Annotated in this window: 15 protein-coding genes and 1 tRNA gene; 8 read left to right on the top strand and 8 right to left on the bottom strand. The window is 67.5% G+C overall.

Features of this window, described 5'->3' with window-relative positions; translation table 11 throughout:
* Nucleotides 1–196: 196 nt before the first annotated feature.
* Together ACZ5TV_RS01210 and ACZ5TV_RS01205 are read left to right on the top strand one after the other, a co-directional pair.
* On the top strand, nucleotides 197–1312 hold the full coding sequence (locus ACZ5TV_RS01210; protein WP_379781142.1) for a hypothetical protein: 1116 nt from the start codon (nucleotides 197–199) through the stop codon (nucleotides 1310–1312).
* Nucleotides 1313–1342: 30 nt separating this feature from the next.
* The gene (locus ACZ5TV_RS01205; protein WP_379781140.1) at nucleotides 1343–2548 is read left to right on the top strand and encodes an outer membrane protein assembly factor BamB family protein; all 1206 of its coding nucleotides are present in this window, start codon (nucleotides 1343–1345) and stop codon (nucleotides 2546–2548) included.
* 83 nt (nucleotides 2549–2631) lie between these two features.
* On the opposite strand, the gene ACZ5TV_RS01200 is transcribed toward ACZ5TV_RS01205, so the two are convergent.
* Complete coding sequence (locus tag ACZ5TV_RS01200; protein ID WP_379781139.1) at nucleotides 2632–2961, bottom strand: hypothetical protein; 330 nt, start codon at nucleotides 2959–2961, stop codon at nucleotides 2632–2634.
* Nucleotides 2962–3250: 289 nt separating this feature from the next.
* Nucleotides 3251–4534 (bottom strand): tRNA pseudouridine(54/55) synthase Pus10, encoded by a 1284-nt coding sequence (locus tag ACZ5TV_RS01195; protein WP_379781137.1) that lies wholly within the window; start codon nucleotides 4532–4534, stop codon nucleotides 3251–3253.
* A gap of 57 nt (nucleotides 4535–4591) precedes the next feature.
* Here ACZ5TV_RS01195 and ACZ5TV_RS01190 point away from each other — a divergent pair, with 57 nt between their 5' ends.
* On the top strand, nucleotides 4592–5014 hold the full coding sequence (locus tag ACZ5TV_RS01190; protein WP_379781135.1) for a DUF5830 family protein: 423 nt from the start codon (nucleotides 4592–4594) through the stop codon (nucleotides 5012–5014).
* A gap of 14 nt (nucleotides 5015–5028) precedes the next feature.
* Here the strand turns inward: ACZ5TV_RS01190 and ACZ5TV_RS01185 are convergent, their stop codons facing one another.
* The gene (locus tag ACZ5TV_RS01185) at nucleotides 5029–6312 is read right to left on the bottom strand and encodes a DUF7115 domain-containing protein (RefSeq protein WP_464384025.1); all 1284 of its coding nucleotides are present in this window, start codon (nucleotides 6310–6312) and stop codon (nucleotides 5029–5031) included.
* 197 nt (nucleotides 6313–6509) lie between these two features.
* On the opposite strand from ACZ5TV_RS01185, the gene ACZ5TV_RS01180 reads away from it, so the two are divergent.
* Together ACZ5TV_RS01180 and ACZ5TV_RS01175 are read left to right on the top strand one after the other, a co-directional pair.
* Nucleotides 6510–6663: transfer RNA gene (locus ACZ5TV_RS01180), tRNA-Met, on the top strand.
* A 122-nt stretch (nucleotides 6664–6785) separates the two neighbouring features.
* Nucleotides 6786–7262, top strand: coding sequence for an efflux RND transporter periplasmic adaptor subunit (locus ACZ5TV_RS01175; protein ID WP_379783218.1), 477 nt, complete (start codon nucleotides 6786–6788; stop codon nucleotides 7260–7262).
* A gap of 10 nt (nucleotides 7263–7272) precedes the next feature.
* Here the strand turns inward: ACZ5TV_RS01175 and glmU are convergent, their stop codons facing one another.
* Nucleotides 7273–8457: a bifunctional sugar-1-phosphate nucleotidylyltransferase/acetyltransferase gene (gene glmU / locus ACZ5TV_RS01170; RefSeq protein ID WP_464384024.1), complete on the bottom strand. Its 1185-nt coding sequence runs from the start codon at nucleotides 8455–8457 to the stop codon at nucleotides 7273–7275.
* Between the two features lie 57 nt (nucleotides 8458–8514).
* Nucleotides 8515–9921: a phosphoglucosamine mutase gene (gene glmM / locus ACZ5TV_RS01165; protein ID WP_464384023.1), complete on the bottom strand. Its 1407-nt coding sequence runs from the start codon at nucleotides 9919–9921 to the stop codon at nucleotides 8515–8517.
* A gap of 123 nt (nucleotides 9922–10044) precedes the next feature.
* On the opposite strand from glmM, the gene ACZ5TV_RS01160 reads away from it, so the two are divergent.
* Both ACZ5TV_RS01160 and aglF read left to right on the top strand, forming a co-directional pair.
* Nucleotides 10045–10908 (top strand): M14 family metallopeptidase, encoded by an 864-nt coding sequence (locus tag ACZ5TV_RS01160; RefSeq protein WP_379782581.1) that lies wholly within the window; start codon nucleotides 10045–10047, stop codon nucleotides 10906–10908.
* Nucleotides 10909–11029: 121 nt separating this feature from the next.
* Nucleotides 11030–11815 (top strand): UTP--glucose-1-phosphate uridylyltransferase AglF, encoded by a 786-nt coding sequence (gene aglF / locus ACZ5TV_RS01155; RefSeq protein WP_379782583.1) that lies wholly within the window; start codon nucleotides 11030–11032, stop codon nucleotides 11813–11815.
* A gap of 75 nt (nucleotides 11816–11890) precedes the next feature.
* On the opposite strand, the gene ACZ5TV_RS01150 is transcribed toward aglF, so the two are convergent.
* From ACZ5TV_RS01150 to ACZ5TV_RS01140, 3 genes are all read right to left on the bottom strand, one after another.
* Nucleotides 11891–12718 carry an undecaprenyl-diphosphate phosphatase gene (locus ACZ5TV_RS01150; RefSeq protein ID WP_379782585.1) on the bottom strand — a complete coding sequence of 276 codons (828 nt, stop codon included), beginning with the start codon at nucleotides 12716–12718 and terminating at the stop codon, nucleotides 11891–11893.
* A 179-nt stretch (nucleotides 12719–12897) separates the two neighbouring features.
* On the bottom strand, nucleotides 12898–13227 hold the full coding sequence (locus ACZ5TV_RS01145; RefSeq protein WP_379782587.1) for a 4Fe-4S dicluster domain-containing protein: 330 nt from the start codon (nucleotides 13225–13227) through the stop codon (nucleotides 12898–12900).
* 71 nt (nucleotides 13228–13298) lie between these two features.
* Entirely contained in the window at nucleotides 13299–15128 is a 1830-nt protein-coding gene (locus ACZ5TV_RS01140) for a glutamate--tRNA ligase (protein ID WP_464384022.1), read from the bottom strand.
* A gap of 420 nt (nucleotides 15129–15548) precedes the next feature.
* On the opposite strand from ACZ5TV_RS01140, the gene ACZ5TV_RS01135 reads away from it, so the two are divergent.
* Nucleotides 15549–15782 carry a hypothetical protein gene (locus ACZ5TV_RS01135; protein WP_379782655.1) on the top strand — a complete coding sequence of 78 codons (234 nt, stop codon included), beginning with the start codon at nucleotides 15549–15551 and terminating at the stop codon, nucleotides 15780–15782.
* The last annotated feature ends 5 nt before the right edge of the window (nucleotides 15783–15787 follow it).

Genomic DNA, 15787 nt, shown 5'->3' with positions numbered 1-15787 from the left:
TCTGGAATCCCATTCAATTACGAAGAGCGTGAAACCGCAAGAAGACTCTACATCAACAATGTACTACGCAAGAGCGTATACAGAAAACCGGGACGAAGCGCGCTCAAACACGCCATCAAAGCGACGCTGTGAAATCAACAATGTGCTACACAAGAGCGTAAGATATATAAATCCTAATTTGTGGTTTCTCACTGTCATGTCCGACAGCAGACTCACCCGGAGAACTGCACTGGGACTACTCGGACTGGGCGGCGCGACCGTACTCTCCGGCGTTGCGGCCGGCGAGAGCCGGGAAGATGAAGACCCGTTCACCCACGAGAACGGAACCCCAGTCGTGCGTATGAGGTCGGAATCGACAATCCCGTTCGAACAGATCGCCGATGCCCGGCAGGCTTTCGTCAATCGCCACGGAGAGCTACTCGACGCAGCCGTCGATTCCCCGGCGTTTGCACTGCCCGAAACGAACCGCGAGGATATCGTGGCGTACAACCTCGTCCTGGATGGGGCTCCCCGGGAGTACTTTGGTTACTATCACGAACGTTCGGATCGATCCGGACGGAGTCGCCGCATCGAACACGTCCACGACCGCGCCGACGACCATATCGATCGGCAAACTGGCGGTGCCTCGGGAGTGGGGGCGATGGGTGACGTCGATACGACGACTACTGGGGACTTCGACGACTGGGTCACGATCGACGATGTCGAAGAGGACCACGTTAGTTCGACCGGAAACCTCTATCTCAATGCGACCTGCCACCGGAAGCACTCCGACTCGGAAGAGAACGACGCGTACGGGTTCGTTTCCTTCGCTGAAATGGGTGGGGGCGGGCTCACGGCACCAGACGATACGATCCGGAACGTCGGGCTCGAAGTGGAACACGACTGGGCATCCAACGCGGACATGAGCAACGGCGACCGATACCCGAAGAGCAAGCTCATTGGAACACACGGAGAGTCTTGGGAGGTCGGGGTAAACATCTCGTGGCCGCCCGGAATCACTGCGTCCGGTGGGGGATACTACGAACAGGCCGACGTACAGACACTCGACGAGAGCGACCCGTGGGCCAACTACGGCAAGTGGGTCGTCGAAATCGAGAGTGATCACACACAGGAGTTCACCGCGCACCTGGATCCGGTGTCTGCCGCCGACGTCGACCGGACCGACTGCGTGAACCCGCCGCACAGTCCGCCGATCCAACCTGTCGGGCACGTCATTGCGACCGGAGAGTGGGTCGATATCGACCCGAACGATCCCGACACCTACCAGGAAACGCACTCGATCGGATTCAACGACGGTGGATCGACCTGCTGAACTGAAACTATGCCAATCCGACGAACCATTTTGGCTTGCGCTCCGTTCGCTCTCGCTGGCTGTCTCAGTCGTTTTGAGAGTGGAGAAGGCGATAGCGAACCGGGATCGGATTCCGGCAGCAGCGACCAGACCAGCGGATGGACGACGTACCGCGGCGACGTCGCCGCGACGGGGCGGGCAGACACGACCCTGTCCGAGTCGTTCGAGGTCGAACGGCTCTGGGGCTGGGACGACCCGATAGCAACACCACCGGATCACCCGCGGCTCGCGCGGTCTACACCGGGCGTCGTCCCCACCACCGACGCAGTGTACGCGACTGCGGCCGACCCCGAGTTCGCGCCGGTAGCTGTCGATCGGACGGATCCTGGACTGCGGTGGACGCTCGACGACCTCACCGACGCTCGCGACGGCGAGTACGACCGGACGCCGACGCCCGTCGTTGCCGACGGGGACACGTTCGTTCACACCAGCTACCGGCTGTGGCGAATCGACGACGGTAACCCGGTCTGGGCCCAGGATACCGGCCTCTGGGTCGGCGACGAACTGATCGGTGATCGGTCGGAGCTGTACACCACGACCGCGGTAGCGCGGATCGATCCGGAGGGAGGAGAGACGATCGACACCGAACGCGCTCGGGAGTCTGGATCGACCGCGGGGCTGGCAGTCGGATCCGATGGCGCAGTGCAGGCCCTCCGGGTCGGTGACACACCCGACGGTCTGCTCGTCGGATACGACGAGCGCTGGAACGTCGACTGGGAGATCGAACTCCCCGGCCAGCCACCCCGGCGCGCACCCGCTCTGTGGGACGGAACCGCTGTCGTCGTCGCCGGCGGTGAGACGATCGGTGTCGACATCGCAGACGGTGAACTCCGCTGGCGGACCGACGACCGGGGGTTCCGGTCCGGCGTCGCCGTCGACGGGGAGGGGACGGTGTACGCTCCCCACGAAACCGACGTCCTCGTCGCCCTCGACGGTCCCGACGGAACGCGACAGTGGAGTTCGGAGGTCGATAGACCGCTCGAAGCGTTCGTCGGTGACCAGCAGCACGTCTTTCCGCCGATCGTCGCAAACGACGCAGTCGTACTCGGCGGTCCCGGCGGGCTTGCCATTTTCGACCGTGCAAGCGGTACCCTCCGCTGGCACGAGGACCTCGCGCTGGCTGGCGCGCCGGCAGTCGCGTTCGGGGACGTGTATACGATCACGGAAGCGGGCGTAATCGCTATCAGGGGTCAGTAGTATCGGCACCCGATTCTCTGTTCTGGTCCTCCTCCACTACCGAACTCGCTACCACGGGTTCGGACCTCCTGTGGCGGCGCTATTCAGGAAGCGATCAGCGTTTCCTCGACGATGATGGTCTCCGACGGGATATGAATGACCTGCACCATGACTGAACTCCCTGCCTGCAGATCACAATCCCCGCTGGTGATTCTGAACTGTATCTTATCACCAGGGCCAAACGGGTTGGGTCCATCTCTATGCAGTGCAGAATCCGAATCGAGGCCAGGGAATGACTCATCGAAGAAGCTCTCTCGGTCATCGTCGATGTTGTTATCGGTCAGTCGCGCTTCGTCTGATGGTAAATTGATCAGCCGGCCAAATTTTGTTCCGTCTGCACACTCTGCTGTAACGGATATTTCGATCTCATCCACTTGTACAGGGTCACCGGCTTCGTGAAAGAGGTTGATGTTTCGCTCTTGCGTAGTACATTGTTGATGTAGAGTCTTCTTGCGGTTTCACGCTCTTCGTAATTGAATGAGATTCCAGACTTCAGGCGCTCAAGCGACTGGTTTCTGTTCCGATTCTTCTGAAGCGAGCAATATCAACAATCTGCTTCACAAGAGCGTATACGGTTAACATCGACATCGCTCGATCACTTATATACGGTCGCTCCGCCACACTGTTCATTCGCTTCACCTCTCGAAGCGCGGACCCGTCCGGTCAGTCCCGGAAGAACGCCTCCCGCTCGAACGGCTCCGATTCGCCCTCGACCGCGAGTACGTCGAGGGCGGTGACCGTCGCACCAACCCCGAGGAGTCCCGCGAGGCTCGGCTCCGTCCGGCCCTCGTCGCTCGACACGAGCTCTTTTATATACAATCCGCCAGCGCCGTGGATCTCCACGATAGCGTGGCGCGGGTCGACGAGCTCGGCGTCGGCTTCGTACACGTCACGCTCGCGGGTCAGGCTCGCTCGCCGATGGTCGACACGGTTCGGCGTGTACTGCTCGACGGTCGCGCCTTCGAGCGTCGCGATCGCGTCCGCGAGGTCCGACTCGCTCACGTCGTCGTCGAAGGCGACCTCCGCACGGTAGCGCTTCGAGGCGTCGAGCTCCTTCACCCGCTCGACCATGTCGTAGGTCGCCAGCCGGAGCCCCTCGACCTCGACGGCCCCGTCGGCGAACGCGTTGATGTCGGCCTGGAGCCGGTCGACGTCGGCCCGGCGGCGACGCGGCTCCGCGATCTCAACCACGAACGGTCGGCCGGTGCCGAGCATCCGCGCGTCGACGTCCTCGCGGCCCGCCCCGTGGAACGTCGCCTCCGTCCCGTCCAGCACGTCCTCGATCACCGGCGCGGTGAACTCCTCGACGCTGTCGTCGTAGAGGTATCCCGACCCGCCGCAGTGGTCACACGGTTCGTGGCCGGCCACCCCCGAGCCGTGACACTCCCGACAGGGCCACTCGGTCTGCGGGATATCACGCTCCAGCTTGCGATAGCGGCCGTACACGAACGTCGAGTTCACTTTCGTGTCCAGCGTGTCCTCGCCGAGATCGATCGTGAACTGGACGTCCGGGCGGTCGAAGGAGACCTCCGCGTCGGTTAGCCGACCGAACCGTTTGCCGACCTCGCGGTTGAACTCGGATTTGAACGGCTCGCCCGCGTCCGACGCGACCCCCGCCTCCTCGCGCAGTAGCGTCTCGTTCTCCTCGATCAGCGGCGGGGGACGCGTTCCGACGTTGTACGTCGCGAACTCGACATCCGAAACCGCCTCGACGGCGCGCTCGGCCCACGCGTCGAACGCGGCACAGTACCCCTCACACACCCAGCAGTCCGCCGTGTCGACCGGCTCGAAGTCGACGTCGTCGCGGAGTGCGAGCGCGGTCCGCAGCGCGGACCCCCGATCGGCGTTCGACAGCCCGAAGCTCCGATCGGCGACGAGCCGGCCCAGACAGGCGTCACACACCGGCCCGGTCGCGATCGCGCGGTTGGCGACCTCCAGTACGTCCATATCCGCACCAGTCGGCCGCGCGGTAACTGTCTTGCTGTCCGCGGTCACGACGGCGGGATGTCGACCGAATTTATACGACCCCCGTCCGTTCGGACGAGCGTGAGTGGGTCGGCGAGCCGGGAAGAGAAACGCGAGCTCGGAGTCGAGCTGCTGGCGAACCTCGAACACGACGAGCTCCCGCTCGCGGACGCGATCGACCGGATCGAGACGGTGACGACGAGCCCTTCGCTCACCAGAGAGATACTCGACGCCGCCGAGAAGCGAGGGGTCATCGACCGGGAGAACGCCCGGCTTCGAGTCAACCGGGGCGGGACGTACGTCGACTACGACAGCCAGGTGGTCTCCCGCGAGGGGGAGTTCGAGTGTCGTCGGTGTGGCGCGTCGATCACGACCGGGCACTTCGTCCGGCTGGACGCCGGCGAGCTGGGGCCGTTCGGCTCCTCGTGTGTGCGGAAGGTGACCGGCCGCGACGCCGACTGATCGGAGGCGGTCGCTCAGCGACCGCGCCGGAGCTCCTCGATGAGTCGCTCGATGAGCTCCGACTGCCGGTCGAGGCGCTCGGACTGTGCTTCCACTGCCTGTCGGAGGGAGGCGACCTCCGCGGCGAGGTCGTCGTCCTCGACGCCGGCGCTCTCGAAGGGCGACCCCTCGAACGCGTCCGGTTCGTCCGGGGCAGCGTCGGAGCCTGTCCCCGGCTCGGACGGATCGCCGCCGAACGCGTCCTCGAGCGGGTCCGACCCGACCGAGGCCGGCGCTTCCTCGGCTCTCCCCGACGCTTCGGCCGACTGCCCGCCGGGAGTGTCGGCGGCGGGTTCGGCTCCCGTCGAGCGGGTCCGGTCGTCACGAGCCGTGTCGCCCGCGGCGGTGTTCGCCGTCTCTTTCGTCCCGGTCGGCTCTGCCGTCCCGGCCGCACCCGCTGCGTCGGTCGCGCTGGCCTCCGCGGCCGCGCTCGTCCCAGTATCCGTCTCCACTGTCGGGTCGACGGCGGGTTCGGTTCCGGCGCTCGTCCCCGCGTCGGCCTCCGCGTTGGCTTCTGCGTTGGCCTCCGCGTCGGCGACCGGCGAGGCCGACAGCGGATCCGGCCCCTCGCCGAAATCGGTCGTGCCCGCGGACTCGCTCGCGTCCGCGTCGTCAGCGTCGTCGGCCGCCGTCACTCGGAACTCCTCCAAACTACCGACCTCGTGGAACGCACACACCGCGTCGACGAGGGTCTCCCGGACGGCACGGGCGGACTCGTTGGGGGCTTTGAACCGCTCCGACCGACCGTCGTGGGCGAGCACGACTGCGGTGGCGACGGTCCCCTCCTCGAAGTCGAGGTCGGTCAGGTTCGCGTACGGGAACTCCTCGAACTCCTCGTCCCACACCGCCGAGCCGACGTGTTTCACGAGCCGGCTGTCGGTGACGACGAGGGTGAGCTCCGAGAACCGGAACGTCCGTCTGACCGACTCTCCGGGCTCCGTGACCCCCGTCGCCGACAGCACGCCGGCGAGGATCGGGTGGAGCGCGTCATCGACGCGTTTCGTCGGGAGCGAGAGCGTTTCGTCCCCGTCGAGCCCGTAGCCGAGAACGATCTTCGACTTGCGTCGGCCGGTCGACACCGCGATCCGCTCGGCGTCGTGACCGTACTCCTCGACCGACTCGTCGGAGAGGAGGCCGTCCGCCCGGTACACGAGCGTTCGCGTCGGCGTGACCGCGAGGACATCGTCTCCCCCGAGCGGGACCTCGGCGACGACTTCCTCGTCGCCGACGGCCCCGGACAGTAGTTCGGGAAGGCTCATACGCCGAACGTCCGGGGCGTCCGGCATAAATCCGCGGGGTCCGGTTCTCGCGACTGGATCCGGCCTGTCATCATCTCGATCTGTTATCATCTCGGCCTGTCATCGTCTCGATCTGTTATCATCTCGGCCTGTCATCGTCTGCCACGGTTCCGACGGATGGGAAGGTTAAAGGGTCTCATCGCGGTACGAAAGGGTGAGGCCGGGTGGCTTAGCTGGACATAGCGCCGCACTCATAGGGTTCGGAGATTCGGTGCGGTGACGCCTTGGAAGCGTCCGCGTCCTTCCCGTGGCTCCGCCGAGCCTCGGACCTGGGACATGCGGAGATCGTGGGTTCGGAGCCCACCCCGGCCATCCCTCTCCTTCCCGAACGACTGATCGCCGAGCCCTGCGTCCACGACTCGATGTCCACCCTCCACAGGACCCCCGCGTCGTTTCAACGGAAGACACATACCTCCGGAACCGAAGCGGGTGATATGAAAGACGCCTCACGACGCCAGGTTCTCGGCGCGGCAGCGACCGGAACCGCCCTCTCGATCGCCGGCTGTAGCGCGCTCGACGGTGACGAACCGGTACCGGATACGGACGGATCGGCGGGAGTCGCAACCGTCGCTGTCGACATCGACGAGCGCATGGCCGAGCGCGAAGCGGAGATCCAACAACAGCTCGAAGACGAGGAGATCAGCCAGGAGGAGGCACAGGCCGAGTTCCAGGCCGCCCAGATCGAGGCCTTGGGGGACGCGGTGGACGCCGTCGAGTCGTACGCCGCCGAGACTGACGGGCTCGATGTCGTCGACAGCAGCGATCAGGTCGGCGCACTCCTCGTCGACGGCGACCCTGCCGCGGTGATCGCGGCGCTCGACAACGACGACGTCGGCGCGCTCGTCTCCGCGGCCCAGTTCCAAGAGTTCCAGGAAGGACAGCCCGCGGAGGGCGACGACGGCGGCCAGTAGCCGGCGTCGGCTAGCGATCCCGCAGCACCGTCTCGCCGGGCGCGACCGTGGCGTCGGCCGAGAGGGTCACGCCCGCGTTGATCGTGCAGTTGATTCCGGTTTTGACCCCATCGCCACAGACGATCCCGAACTTCCGTCGCCCCGTACTGACGCGGTCCCCCTTCACCGTGAGCTCGACGGGCGCACCGTCGTGTCTGAGGTTCGCGACGGTCGTCCCCGCGCCGAGGTTGACGTCGGTTCCGAGCACGCTGTCGCCGAGATAGGTGAGGTGTGGCACCGCCGAGCCGGCCATCACGACGCTGTTTTTCACCTCGACGCCGTGGCCCACCCGAGTGTCGGGACCGAGGTAGGTCGCCCCTCTGAGGTAGGCGTTCGGCCCGACGTGACTCCCGGCGCTTACGTACGCCGGCCCCTCGATCACGACGCCCGGCTCGATCGTCGCGCCGTTCTCGACGACGACATCGCCGCGGAGCTCGGCGTCGTCGCTCACCTCGCCGCCGACCTCGCGGTCGAGCTCCGCGAGCGTCCACTCGTTGGCCGCGAGCAGCTCCCACGGTCGCCCCACGTCCAGCCAGCGGTCGAAGGGGATCGACCGCACGTCGGTCGTCTCGCAGGCGCGCTGGAGAACGTCGGTGAGTTCGAGCTCGCCGCGGTCGCTCTCGTCCACGTCGAGCCACGACAGCGCCGCCGCCGGGAAGACGTACGCGCCCGTGTTTACGAGATCCGAGGGCGGGTCGTCGGGCTTCTCTACCACCTCCAGCACTCGCCCGTCCTCGACGCGTAACACGCCGTAGGCCGACGGGTTCTCGACGCGATAGGAGCCCACCGCGGCGTCGGCGTCGTACAGCGCCGCGAGCGAGGCGCGGTCGTAGAGCACGTCGCCGTTCAACACGACGAACGGGGCGTCGTCGAGCGCGGGGCGAGCCGTCCGCACGGCGTCAGCGGTGCCGCGCTGTTCGGCCTGCTCGACGGTGTCGACCGGTATCGGCCAGTCGCGCGCGGCGATCGCTTCCCGGACGACGTCGGCCTCGTAGCCGACGACGACGACGGCGCTCGTCGCGCCGGCCGCGATCGCCTCTTCCAGACAGCGCTCCACGAGCGGCGTCCCGGCGACCGGGAGCATCGGCTTCGGCGTCCGCGCCGTCAGCGGACGCATTCGGGTCCCTTCGCCGGCCGCGAGCACGACGGTTTGCATACCGGACCGACAGCCGACGGGCGGAAAGGTATTACGCCGACGGACGACGGACCCGTCTCAGGCCCCGCTCGAACCGGCGTCGGTATCGTTCCCTTCGTCGCCGCCGACCGCGCTCTCGACGAGCCCGACCGCGTCCTCAACGATCCCGACCGCGCGGTCAAACAGCGCGTCGGCCGCCGTCTCCGCCCTCGCCTCCGCGGTGACTCGGACGAGCGACTCGGTGCCGGACGGCCGGATCAGGAACCAGCCGTCGTCGGTGTCCACCCGCAGCCCGTCCAGCGTGGAGACCTCGTCGTAGGCGTCGCCGACGGCGGTTTCGACGCGCTCCATCACGGCCGCCTTGGCGTCGACCCGGATCGCCGTTCGTCGGATCGGATACCGGTCGATCCGGGAGAGCCGCGTGGAGAGCGGCTCCGTCGCGACGAGCGCGGCCAGCCGGACCGCCGCGAGCGGCCCGTCGGGACACAGGGTCTCCTCGGGGAAGATCCACGCGCCGGACGGCTCGCCGCCGAACGCGACCCCGTCGGTCGCGGCGCGCTCGGCGACGTACACGTCGCCGACACGGGTGTAGACGAGCTCGGCACCGACGTCTGCGACGGCGTCCGCGGCCGCGAGACTGGTGTCGACGGGGGCGGCCACCCGTTCACCCGCCGTGGCCTCCGCCCGACCGAACACCGCCAACAGGAGGTCGCCCGGGACGAACACCCCCTCGTCGGTGACCGCCATCATCCTGTCGGCGTCGCCGTCGTGGGCGATCCCGAGGTCGGCGTCCAGCGCCGCCACCGTCGCGACCAGACTGGTACAGTTCTCCGCGTTCGGCTCGCTCGGCCGCGCTGGGAACCGCCCGTCGGGTCGTTCGTTGAGCGTCTCCACGTCGGCACCGAGCGCGTACAGCGCCTCCGCGGTCACGCCGCCCATGCCGTTCCCGACGTCGACGACCACGGAGAGCCCGTCGAACGGGGTCGCGTCCGGGTCGGCGTCTTCCGTCGCCCGCCGCCCGGCGTCGACGAGCGCGTCGCGATGGTGGGCGAGTGCGCCGTCCCACCGCTCGTGATCGCCGTGGCCCTGCCAGTCCGCGAGGGCGAACGCGCCCTCGCCGATCCGCTCCTCGATGACGTCCTGTCGGGCCGGCGGGTACGCCTGTCCCGAGGGGGTCCACAGCTTGAGCCCGTTGTCGGGTGCCGGATTGTGCGAGGCGGTCACGACGATCCCCGCGTCCGCCGAGCGGGCCGGGATCGCCCGGGCGACGGTCGGCGTGGCCGCGCGACCCACGTCCACGACGTCGGCCCCGGTCTCCCGGAGGCCGGCAACGAGCGCGTCGCGGAGCGTCTCGCCGGTCCCTCGGGCGTCGCGGCCGACCACGACCCGATCCGTCTCGGTGCCGACAGCGCGCCCGACGTCGAGCGCCACCGCCGCGGTGACGCTCTCGCCGACGCGGCCACGGATGCCGCTGGTTCCGAACATGTTCGATCCCTTTCACCGACGGGGCTTGTAACCACCGGCGGCCGGTCGCCGAACGGCCCCCAGTTGAGACCGTGCCGCGGTCGGGAGCGGGGCCTTTTACCGAGTCGCCGTCGAACAGACGGTATGGAGGTCATCGACCGTCGGTCGGCGGGACCGGCACGGGTCGCGATCGTCGGCGGGATCCACGGCGACGAGCCCGCCGGCGAGCGGATCGTTCGACGGCTCGCGGCGGCGCTCCCCGAACTGTCCGGCGAGGAAGCGGACGCCGCGCCTGACGGCGAGCAGGCTGTCGGCGACGGGAACGCCAGGGGCGTGATCCGGCTCGTCGTCGCCAACGAGCCCGCTCTAGAGGCGGGAGTCCGGTACACCGACGTCGACCTGAACCGGTCGTTCCCCGGGGACGCCGACAGCGACGAGTACGAACGGGCACTCGCACCCCGAGTCGCCGAGGCGGTCAGGGGGATGGACGCGGTGCTCGCGCTCCACACCTCACACAGCGCGCCGCCGCCGTTCGCCATCTACAGCGAGTGCACCGAGTCGGTCCGGCGAACCGTGACGGGGATGCCCGTCGACTACGTGGTCGACTCGGGGGGGCTCCGCTCCACGACGCTCGACTCCGTCGTCGACCACACCGTCTCGGTCGAGGTCGGCCGCCAGGGGAGCGAGGAAGCGGCCGAGTTCGGCTACGAGGCGTCACTAGCGTTCCTCAGGGCCCACGGCGCGCTCGACGACGAGCCGCCGACGTTCACCGAGACCACGGTCGTCGAGGGGTTCGAGGAGGTCCCGAAGGGTGGCGGCGAACCTCACGTTCACTACCGGAACTTCGAGACGATCCCGCAGGGTGCGGTGTTCGCGCACGACGACGTGTACACCCATCGCGTCGAGGGGGCGGACGTCGTACCGATCCTCGCGAGCGAGCACGGCTACGAGGATATCTTCGGCATCTACGGCCGAATCACGGGAACGATCGATCCGCCGGAGGAGTGACTTGCCGGACCGTCGGTGGATCGACCCGTCTGACCGTCGGTGGATCGACCCACGGACCGCGGGAACCCCGACCTGTCATACACAGAGAAGACTTTTACTCATGCCCGGAGAACGCCGGGACATGCAAGCAGTCGTACTCGCGGCGGGCCAGGGGACACGGCTCCGGCCGCTGACCGACGACAAGCCGAAGGGGATGGTCGAGGTCGCCGGCAAGCCGATCTTGACCCACTGTTTCGACCGGCTCATCGAGCTCGGCGCGGAGGAGCTGTTGGTCGTCGTCGGCTACAAGAAAGAGGTCATCATCGACCACTACGACGACGCCTACGAGGGCGTGCCGATCACCTACGCGCATCAGCGCGACCCGAAGGGGCTGGCGGATGCGCTGTTGACGGTCGAAGAACACATCGACGACGACTTCATGCTGATCCTCGGCGACAACGTCTTCGAGGCGAACCTGGAGGACGTCGTCCGTCGGCAGCGCGAGCGCCGGACCGACGCCGCGTTCCTCGTCGAGGAGGTGCCGTGGGATGAAGCGAGCCGGTACGGGGTCTGTGACACCAACCAGTACGGCGAGATCACGGACGTCGTCGAGAAACCGGACGACCCGCCGAGCAACCTCGTGATGACCGGCTTCTACACGTTCTCGCCCGCCATATTCCACGCGTGTCACCTCGTGCAACCCTCCGACCGCGGCGAGTACGAGCTCTCGGACGCGGTCGACCTGCTCATCCAGTCGGGCCGCACCATCGACGCCATCGGTCTCGACGGGTGGCGGATCGACGTGGGTTACCCCGAGGACCGCGACGAGGCCGAACGCCGGCTGGAAGACGCAGAAGGGGAGGCGACAGCGGACGGGGAGGCGACAGCGGACGGGGAACCGGACGTCGAAGCCTCGCCGGACGCGTGAACGGCCAGGCGTCCGCCTCGCCAGCCCCGTAACCGCTCATACGACCTCTCGTACTCGCCCGTTTCTTTCCTCTCTTCACGCGACGACAGAGACGACGCCGCCGCCGACGATCGCGAGCCCGCCGAGCCCGAAACAGACGACCCAGAAGGGAACCCGGTCGACGACGCGCATCAGGGCGTCGATCGTGAGGTAGCCGACGACGGCGCTGACGACGAGCGCGACGAGCGCGGCGGTCGGACTGATCCCCGGAAGCCCGCCCGCGCCGAGAACGGTGAGCGCCGCGCCACCGAGGCTCGCGGGGATCGAGAGGAGAAACGAGAGTCGGAACGCCGCCGGCGGGTCGTAGCTCCGGAACAACAGCGCGCTCGTCGTCACGCCCGACCGGGAGATCCCGGGGAGGATCGCGACGCCCTGTACCGCGCCGACGAGGACGGAGTCGAGCAACGTCGGCTCCTCCCTGATCCCCATCGATACCGACTCCGAGGCGAGCTGGAGGACCCCCGTCAGGATCAACAACACGCCGATCGCGGCGATGAACACGCCGCCGGTCAGCTGCCCGGCGAGATCGACCGCGAATATATATAAGGGGATCCCGACGAGGCCGGTCAACAGACACGCGACGACGACGTAGGAAGCGATCGCGTTGTCGCCCTCGTAGGCCCCCCGCGGCGTCCAGCCGGGGAGCGCCTCGAACGCGACGCGGATATCGTCGCGGTAGTACGTCGCGGCCGACAGCGTGGTACCGACCTGCAAGAACAGCGCGAGCTGAAGCGCGATATCGGGATCCGTGCCGACGAACGTCAAGAACAGCGCGAGGTTACCCTGACTGGAGACGGGAAGCCACTCGACGATCCCCTGAACGATGCCCGCGAGGACCGCCACGACGAGTTCCGTTCGGCTCACTACGATGAACGCGACGGCGGCCGTACTTAAGGACAGCCGATCGACGGCGACGTGATGCCGGGGCCGATGGCGACGTGATGCCGGGGCCGATGGCGACGTGATGCCGGGACCGACCCCGCTAGCGATGTCGGTGTCACCGATATCGCGGTAAGGGATACCGATCGATAGGGAGACGGTACTTAAATGCGGTTCTCGCGACCGGGGTCGACGTCGATGGCGTCGACCGGACAGACGTCGACACACAGCATACAGTCGATACACTGCTCCTCGTCGGTCGGGTTCGCCTTGATCTCGGACTCGCCGTGGCCGGGGGTGTCGACCCACTCGAACACGTCGACCGGACAGTCCTCGAGACACGCGCCGTCGGCGAGGCAGATATCGAAATCGACGGCCACGTGGGTCCCGCGGATCCCGAGCTGCTCCGGCGGGTCGACTGGCCCCCACACGGCGACGTCGTGCTCCTCGCCGACCTGCTCGCGGTTCCGCTCGAAGTTCGGGTCGATACCCATCGTACACGTCGTTTCGCCCGTCCGTATTTAAACTCCGCGACGAGGCGGCCTCTCAGGCTGGCGAATGGCGCTTACGGGTGTGCGTAGTAGGCGACGAGCGCCTCCTCGCCGGTCGGGCCGTCCGGGTCGGCCGTCGCCGTCGGGTCGAACGTGTCGATCCGGGCGAACCCGACCCGTTCGAACTGGACGACCGTGTCGACGGCGGCGTCGGCGACGGCCGGCTCGACGTACCCACGGACATCGCCCTCGACGGTCCGGAGGAGCGTGTCCAGCGACTCCGCGGCGGGCACCCAGTGAACGACATCGACCCCGCCCTCGCGGACCACGTCGATGCTGGCGTCGACGTAGACGAGCGATCCTGCCGCCGATGCATCGGTCGGACCGTCGCTTGGATCGTCGGCCAGCTCGTCGGCCGGTTCGTACCTGACACAGCCGTACCCCTTCAACCACACGCGCTCACCCGCGTCCGGGAGGTCGGAGGCTTCGATCCGAACGCGGCCGGCCGGGACGGTCCGGTCGCCGCGGTCGGGGAAGTCGGGATGGACGGGGGGGTGGCCGGCGTCCGGCGCGGGGGCGTCCGGCGCGTCCTCGATCGGGAGCGCGACGGCGGGGTCGTCCTCGCGATCGCGGACCAGGAAGTACCGGTCTGCCTCGTCGTCGACGAGATCGCGGTTGTTGGCGTAGACGGACGACATCGCGAGGTCGACGTCGGAGGTCGACATCCCGAGCTCGGTCATCGACTCGACGATCGCCTCGCCGCGGATCCCCCGGCGTCGAACGGCGGCGATCGTCGGCGCGCGCGGGTCGTCCCAGCCGGTCAGGTCACCCGCTTCGATCAGCGACTTGATCGTCGACGTCGAAAGCGAGATGTCGTACTCGTCGAGCTGGACGTGGCCCCAGTGGAGCACCTCCGGGTACTCCCAGTCGAAGTAGTCGTAGACGAACCGCTGGCGCTTCGCGGAGTCCTGCAGGTCGATCCCGCGGATGATGTGCGTGACCCCCGTGAGGTGGTCGTCGATACCGGACTGGAAATCCAGCATGGGCCAACAGCGGTAGTCGGCGGCTTCCTCGCGCGGGTGCGGCGTGTCGATCATCCGGAACGCGACCCAGTCGCGCAGCGCGGGGTTCTTGTGCTCGATGTCGGTCCGCACACGAAGCACCATCTCGCCGGCGTCGTACTCGCCCGCGATCATGCCGTCGAACTCGTCGTGGACGGTCTCGGGGTCCTTATCGCGGTTCGGCGAGGGCTCGCCGGCGTTTTTCAGTTCGGAGAACTCCTCGGCCGGGAGGTCACAGGTGTACGCGCCGCCGGCGTCGATCAGGTCGCGCGCGTGGTCGTAGTAGGTGTCCAGTCGATCGGAGGCTCGCAGCACGCGGTCGACCTCGAACCCGAGGTACGCGATGTCATCCAGGATCGCGTCGTACGCGCCGAGATCCGGGCGTTTCGTCTCGGGGTCGGTGTCGTCGAACCGGCAGATGAACTCGCCGTCGTACCGTTCCTTGTACGTCCCGATAACGGCGGGCATCCGGGCGTGCCCCATGTGCCACGGGCCGTTCGGGTTGGGGGCCGCACGCATGACGACCTCGCCCTCTTCGGCGTTCGGTAGATCGGGGAGGACGTGGTCGTCGCCCTCGTCGTCCGCCTCGAGCGTCGCGAGTCGCTCCGGGGCTACCTCACCCAGTCGGTCCCGACGTTCCGATTCGTCCATCCCGGCGACACGGTTCACGATCGGCGCGATCACGCCGGGGATCTCGTCCCCGTGGGGGCGGAATTCGGGATTTTCGCCCATTAACGGCCCCATAATCGCGCCGACATCGGGGTCGCTCCCGTGTTTGAGCGCGTTGAACAGCGCGGCCGCCTCCCCGGCCGCCTCGACCCGCTCGCGGAGTTCGTCGTCCATGTCATCGGCTTGTCGGGGTCAGGTCAAAAGTACCGCGGAACAGGTGTCGCCGGCGAAGAGGTCGAACCCCGCTGAACGCTCTCGCGGTGGGCACAGGGTACAACCCGCCGACACGGCGGCCGCCGGGACGCCGTCCGTTTCATCCCGGCCGCACCGCCGTCGGACCGAGCCGGATCCGTCCGCGCCGTGGCAGGGTCCGCGGGTAGGGGCATCGATCGGTCGGGGCGGGACGAACTTAAACAGTCCAGACCGTTCATCCCGACGATCGGCCGTTACGGGCGTGAACGGTCGCGAGATTTATCACCGTGCGTCACGCAGCCAGTGGTTCGGTTCGGTCCATGAGGTTGATACCCGCCCGGTGCGTGACCCGACCATGGAGACCGGATGGCGCGGGACGAACACCCTTTGGACGGGTGTCGGATGGTAGAGCCGATGACGCCGGCGGAGCGCGACGCCGGCAATCGGAAGATCAAGGCGGGGTTCGTACTGCTCGTGACGGTGTCGCCACCGCTGATCTCGCTGCTCGGCGATCCGACAGTCACACAGATCGCGGCGGCCGCCGCCGGCGGGCTCCTCCTCGGCCTGCTGTTGGTGTGGTATCTCGGTCGGCTCGCCTCGGAGTTCACGAGTAGCTCGCGTCGCCCCCGACGGTAGTTCCC

This window comes from Halorubrum tibetense (assembly GCF_055396225.1).
The sequence above is the reverse complement of the archived record's forward strand: the minus strand, read 5'-3'. Positions and strand labels throughout refer to the sequence as shown.

Bases quoted from the DNA above. Each gene is read 5' to 3' on its own strand.
- ACZ5TV_RS01210 (WP_379781142.1), top strand. From the start codon at position 197: ATGTCCGACAGCAGACTCACCCGGAGAACTGCACTGGGACTACTCGGA.
- ACZ5TV_RS01195 (WP_379781137.1), bottom strand. From the start codon at position 4,534: ATGGACGTACTGGAGGTCGCCAACCGCGCGATCGCGACCGGGCCGGTG.
- ACZ5TV_RS01190 (WP_379781135.1), top strand. From the start codon at position 4,592: ATGTCGACCGAATTTATACGACCCCCGTCCGTTCGGACGAGCGTGAGT.
- ACZ5TV_RS01185 (WP_464384025.1), bottom strand. From the start codon at position 6,312: ATGAGCCTTCCCGAACTACTGTCCGGGGCCGTCGGCGACGAGGAAGTC.
- ACZ5TV_RS01175 (WP_379783218.1), top strand. From the start codon at position 6,786: ATGAAAGACGCCTCACGACGCCAGGTTCTCGGCGCGGCAGCGACCGGA.
- glmU (WP_464384024.1), bottom strand. From the start codon at position 8,457: ATGCAAACCGTCGTGCTCGCGGCCGGCGAAGGGACCCGAATGCGTCCG.
- glmM (WP_464384023.1), bottom strand. From the start codon at position 9,921: ATGTTCGGAACCAGCGGCATCCGTGGCCGCGTCGGCGAGAGCGTCACC.
- ACZ5TV_RS01160 (WP_379782581.1), top strand. From the start codon at position 10,045: ATGGAGGTCATCGACCGTCGGTCGGCGGGACCGGCACGGGTCGCGATC.
- aglF (WP_379782583.1), top strand. From the start codon at position 11,030: ATGCAAGCAGTCGTACTCGCGGCGGGCCAGGGGACACGGCTCCGGCCG.
- ACZ5TV_RS01145 (WP_379782587.1), bottom strand. From the start codon at position 13,227: ATGGGTATCGACCCGAACTTCGAGCGGAACCGCGAGCAGGTCGGCGAG.
- ACZ5TV_RS01140 (WP_464384022.1), bottom strand. From the start codon at position 15,128: ATGGACGACGAACTCCGCGAGCGGGTCGAGGCGGCCGGGGAGGCGGCC.
- ACZ5TV_RS01135 (WP_379782655.1), top strand. From the start codon at position 15,549: ATGGTAGAGCCGATGACGCCGGCGGAGCGCGACGCCGGCAATCGGAAG.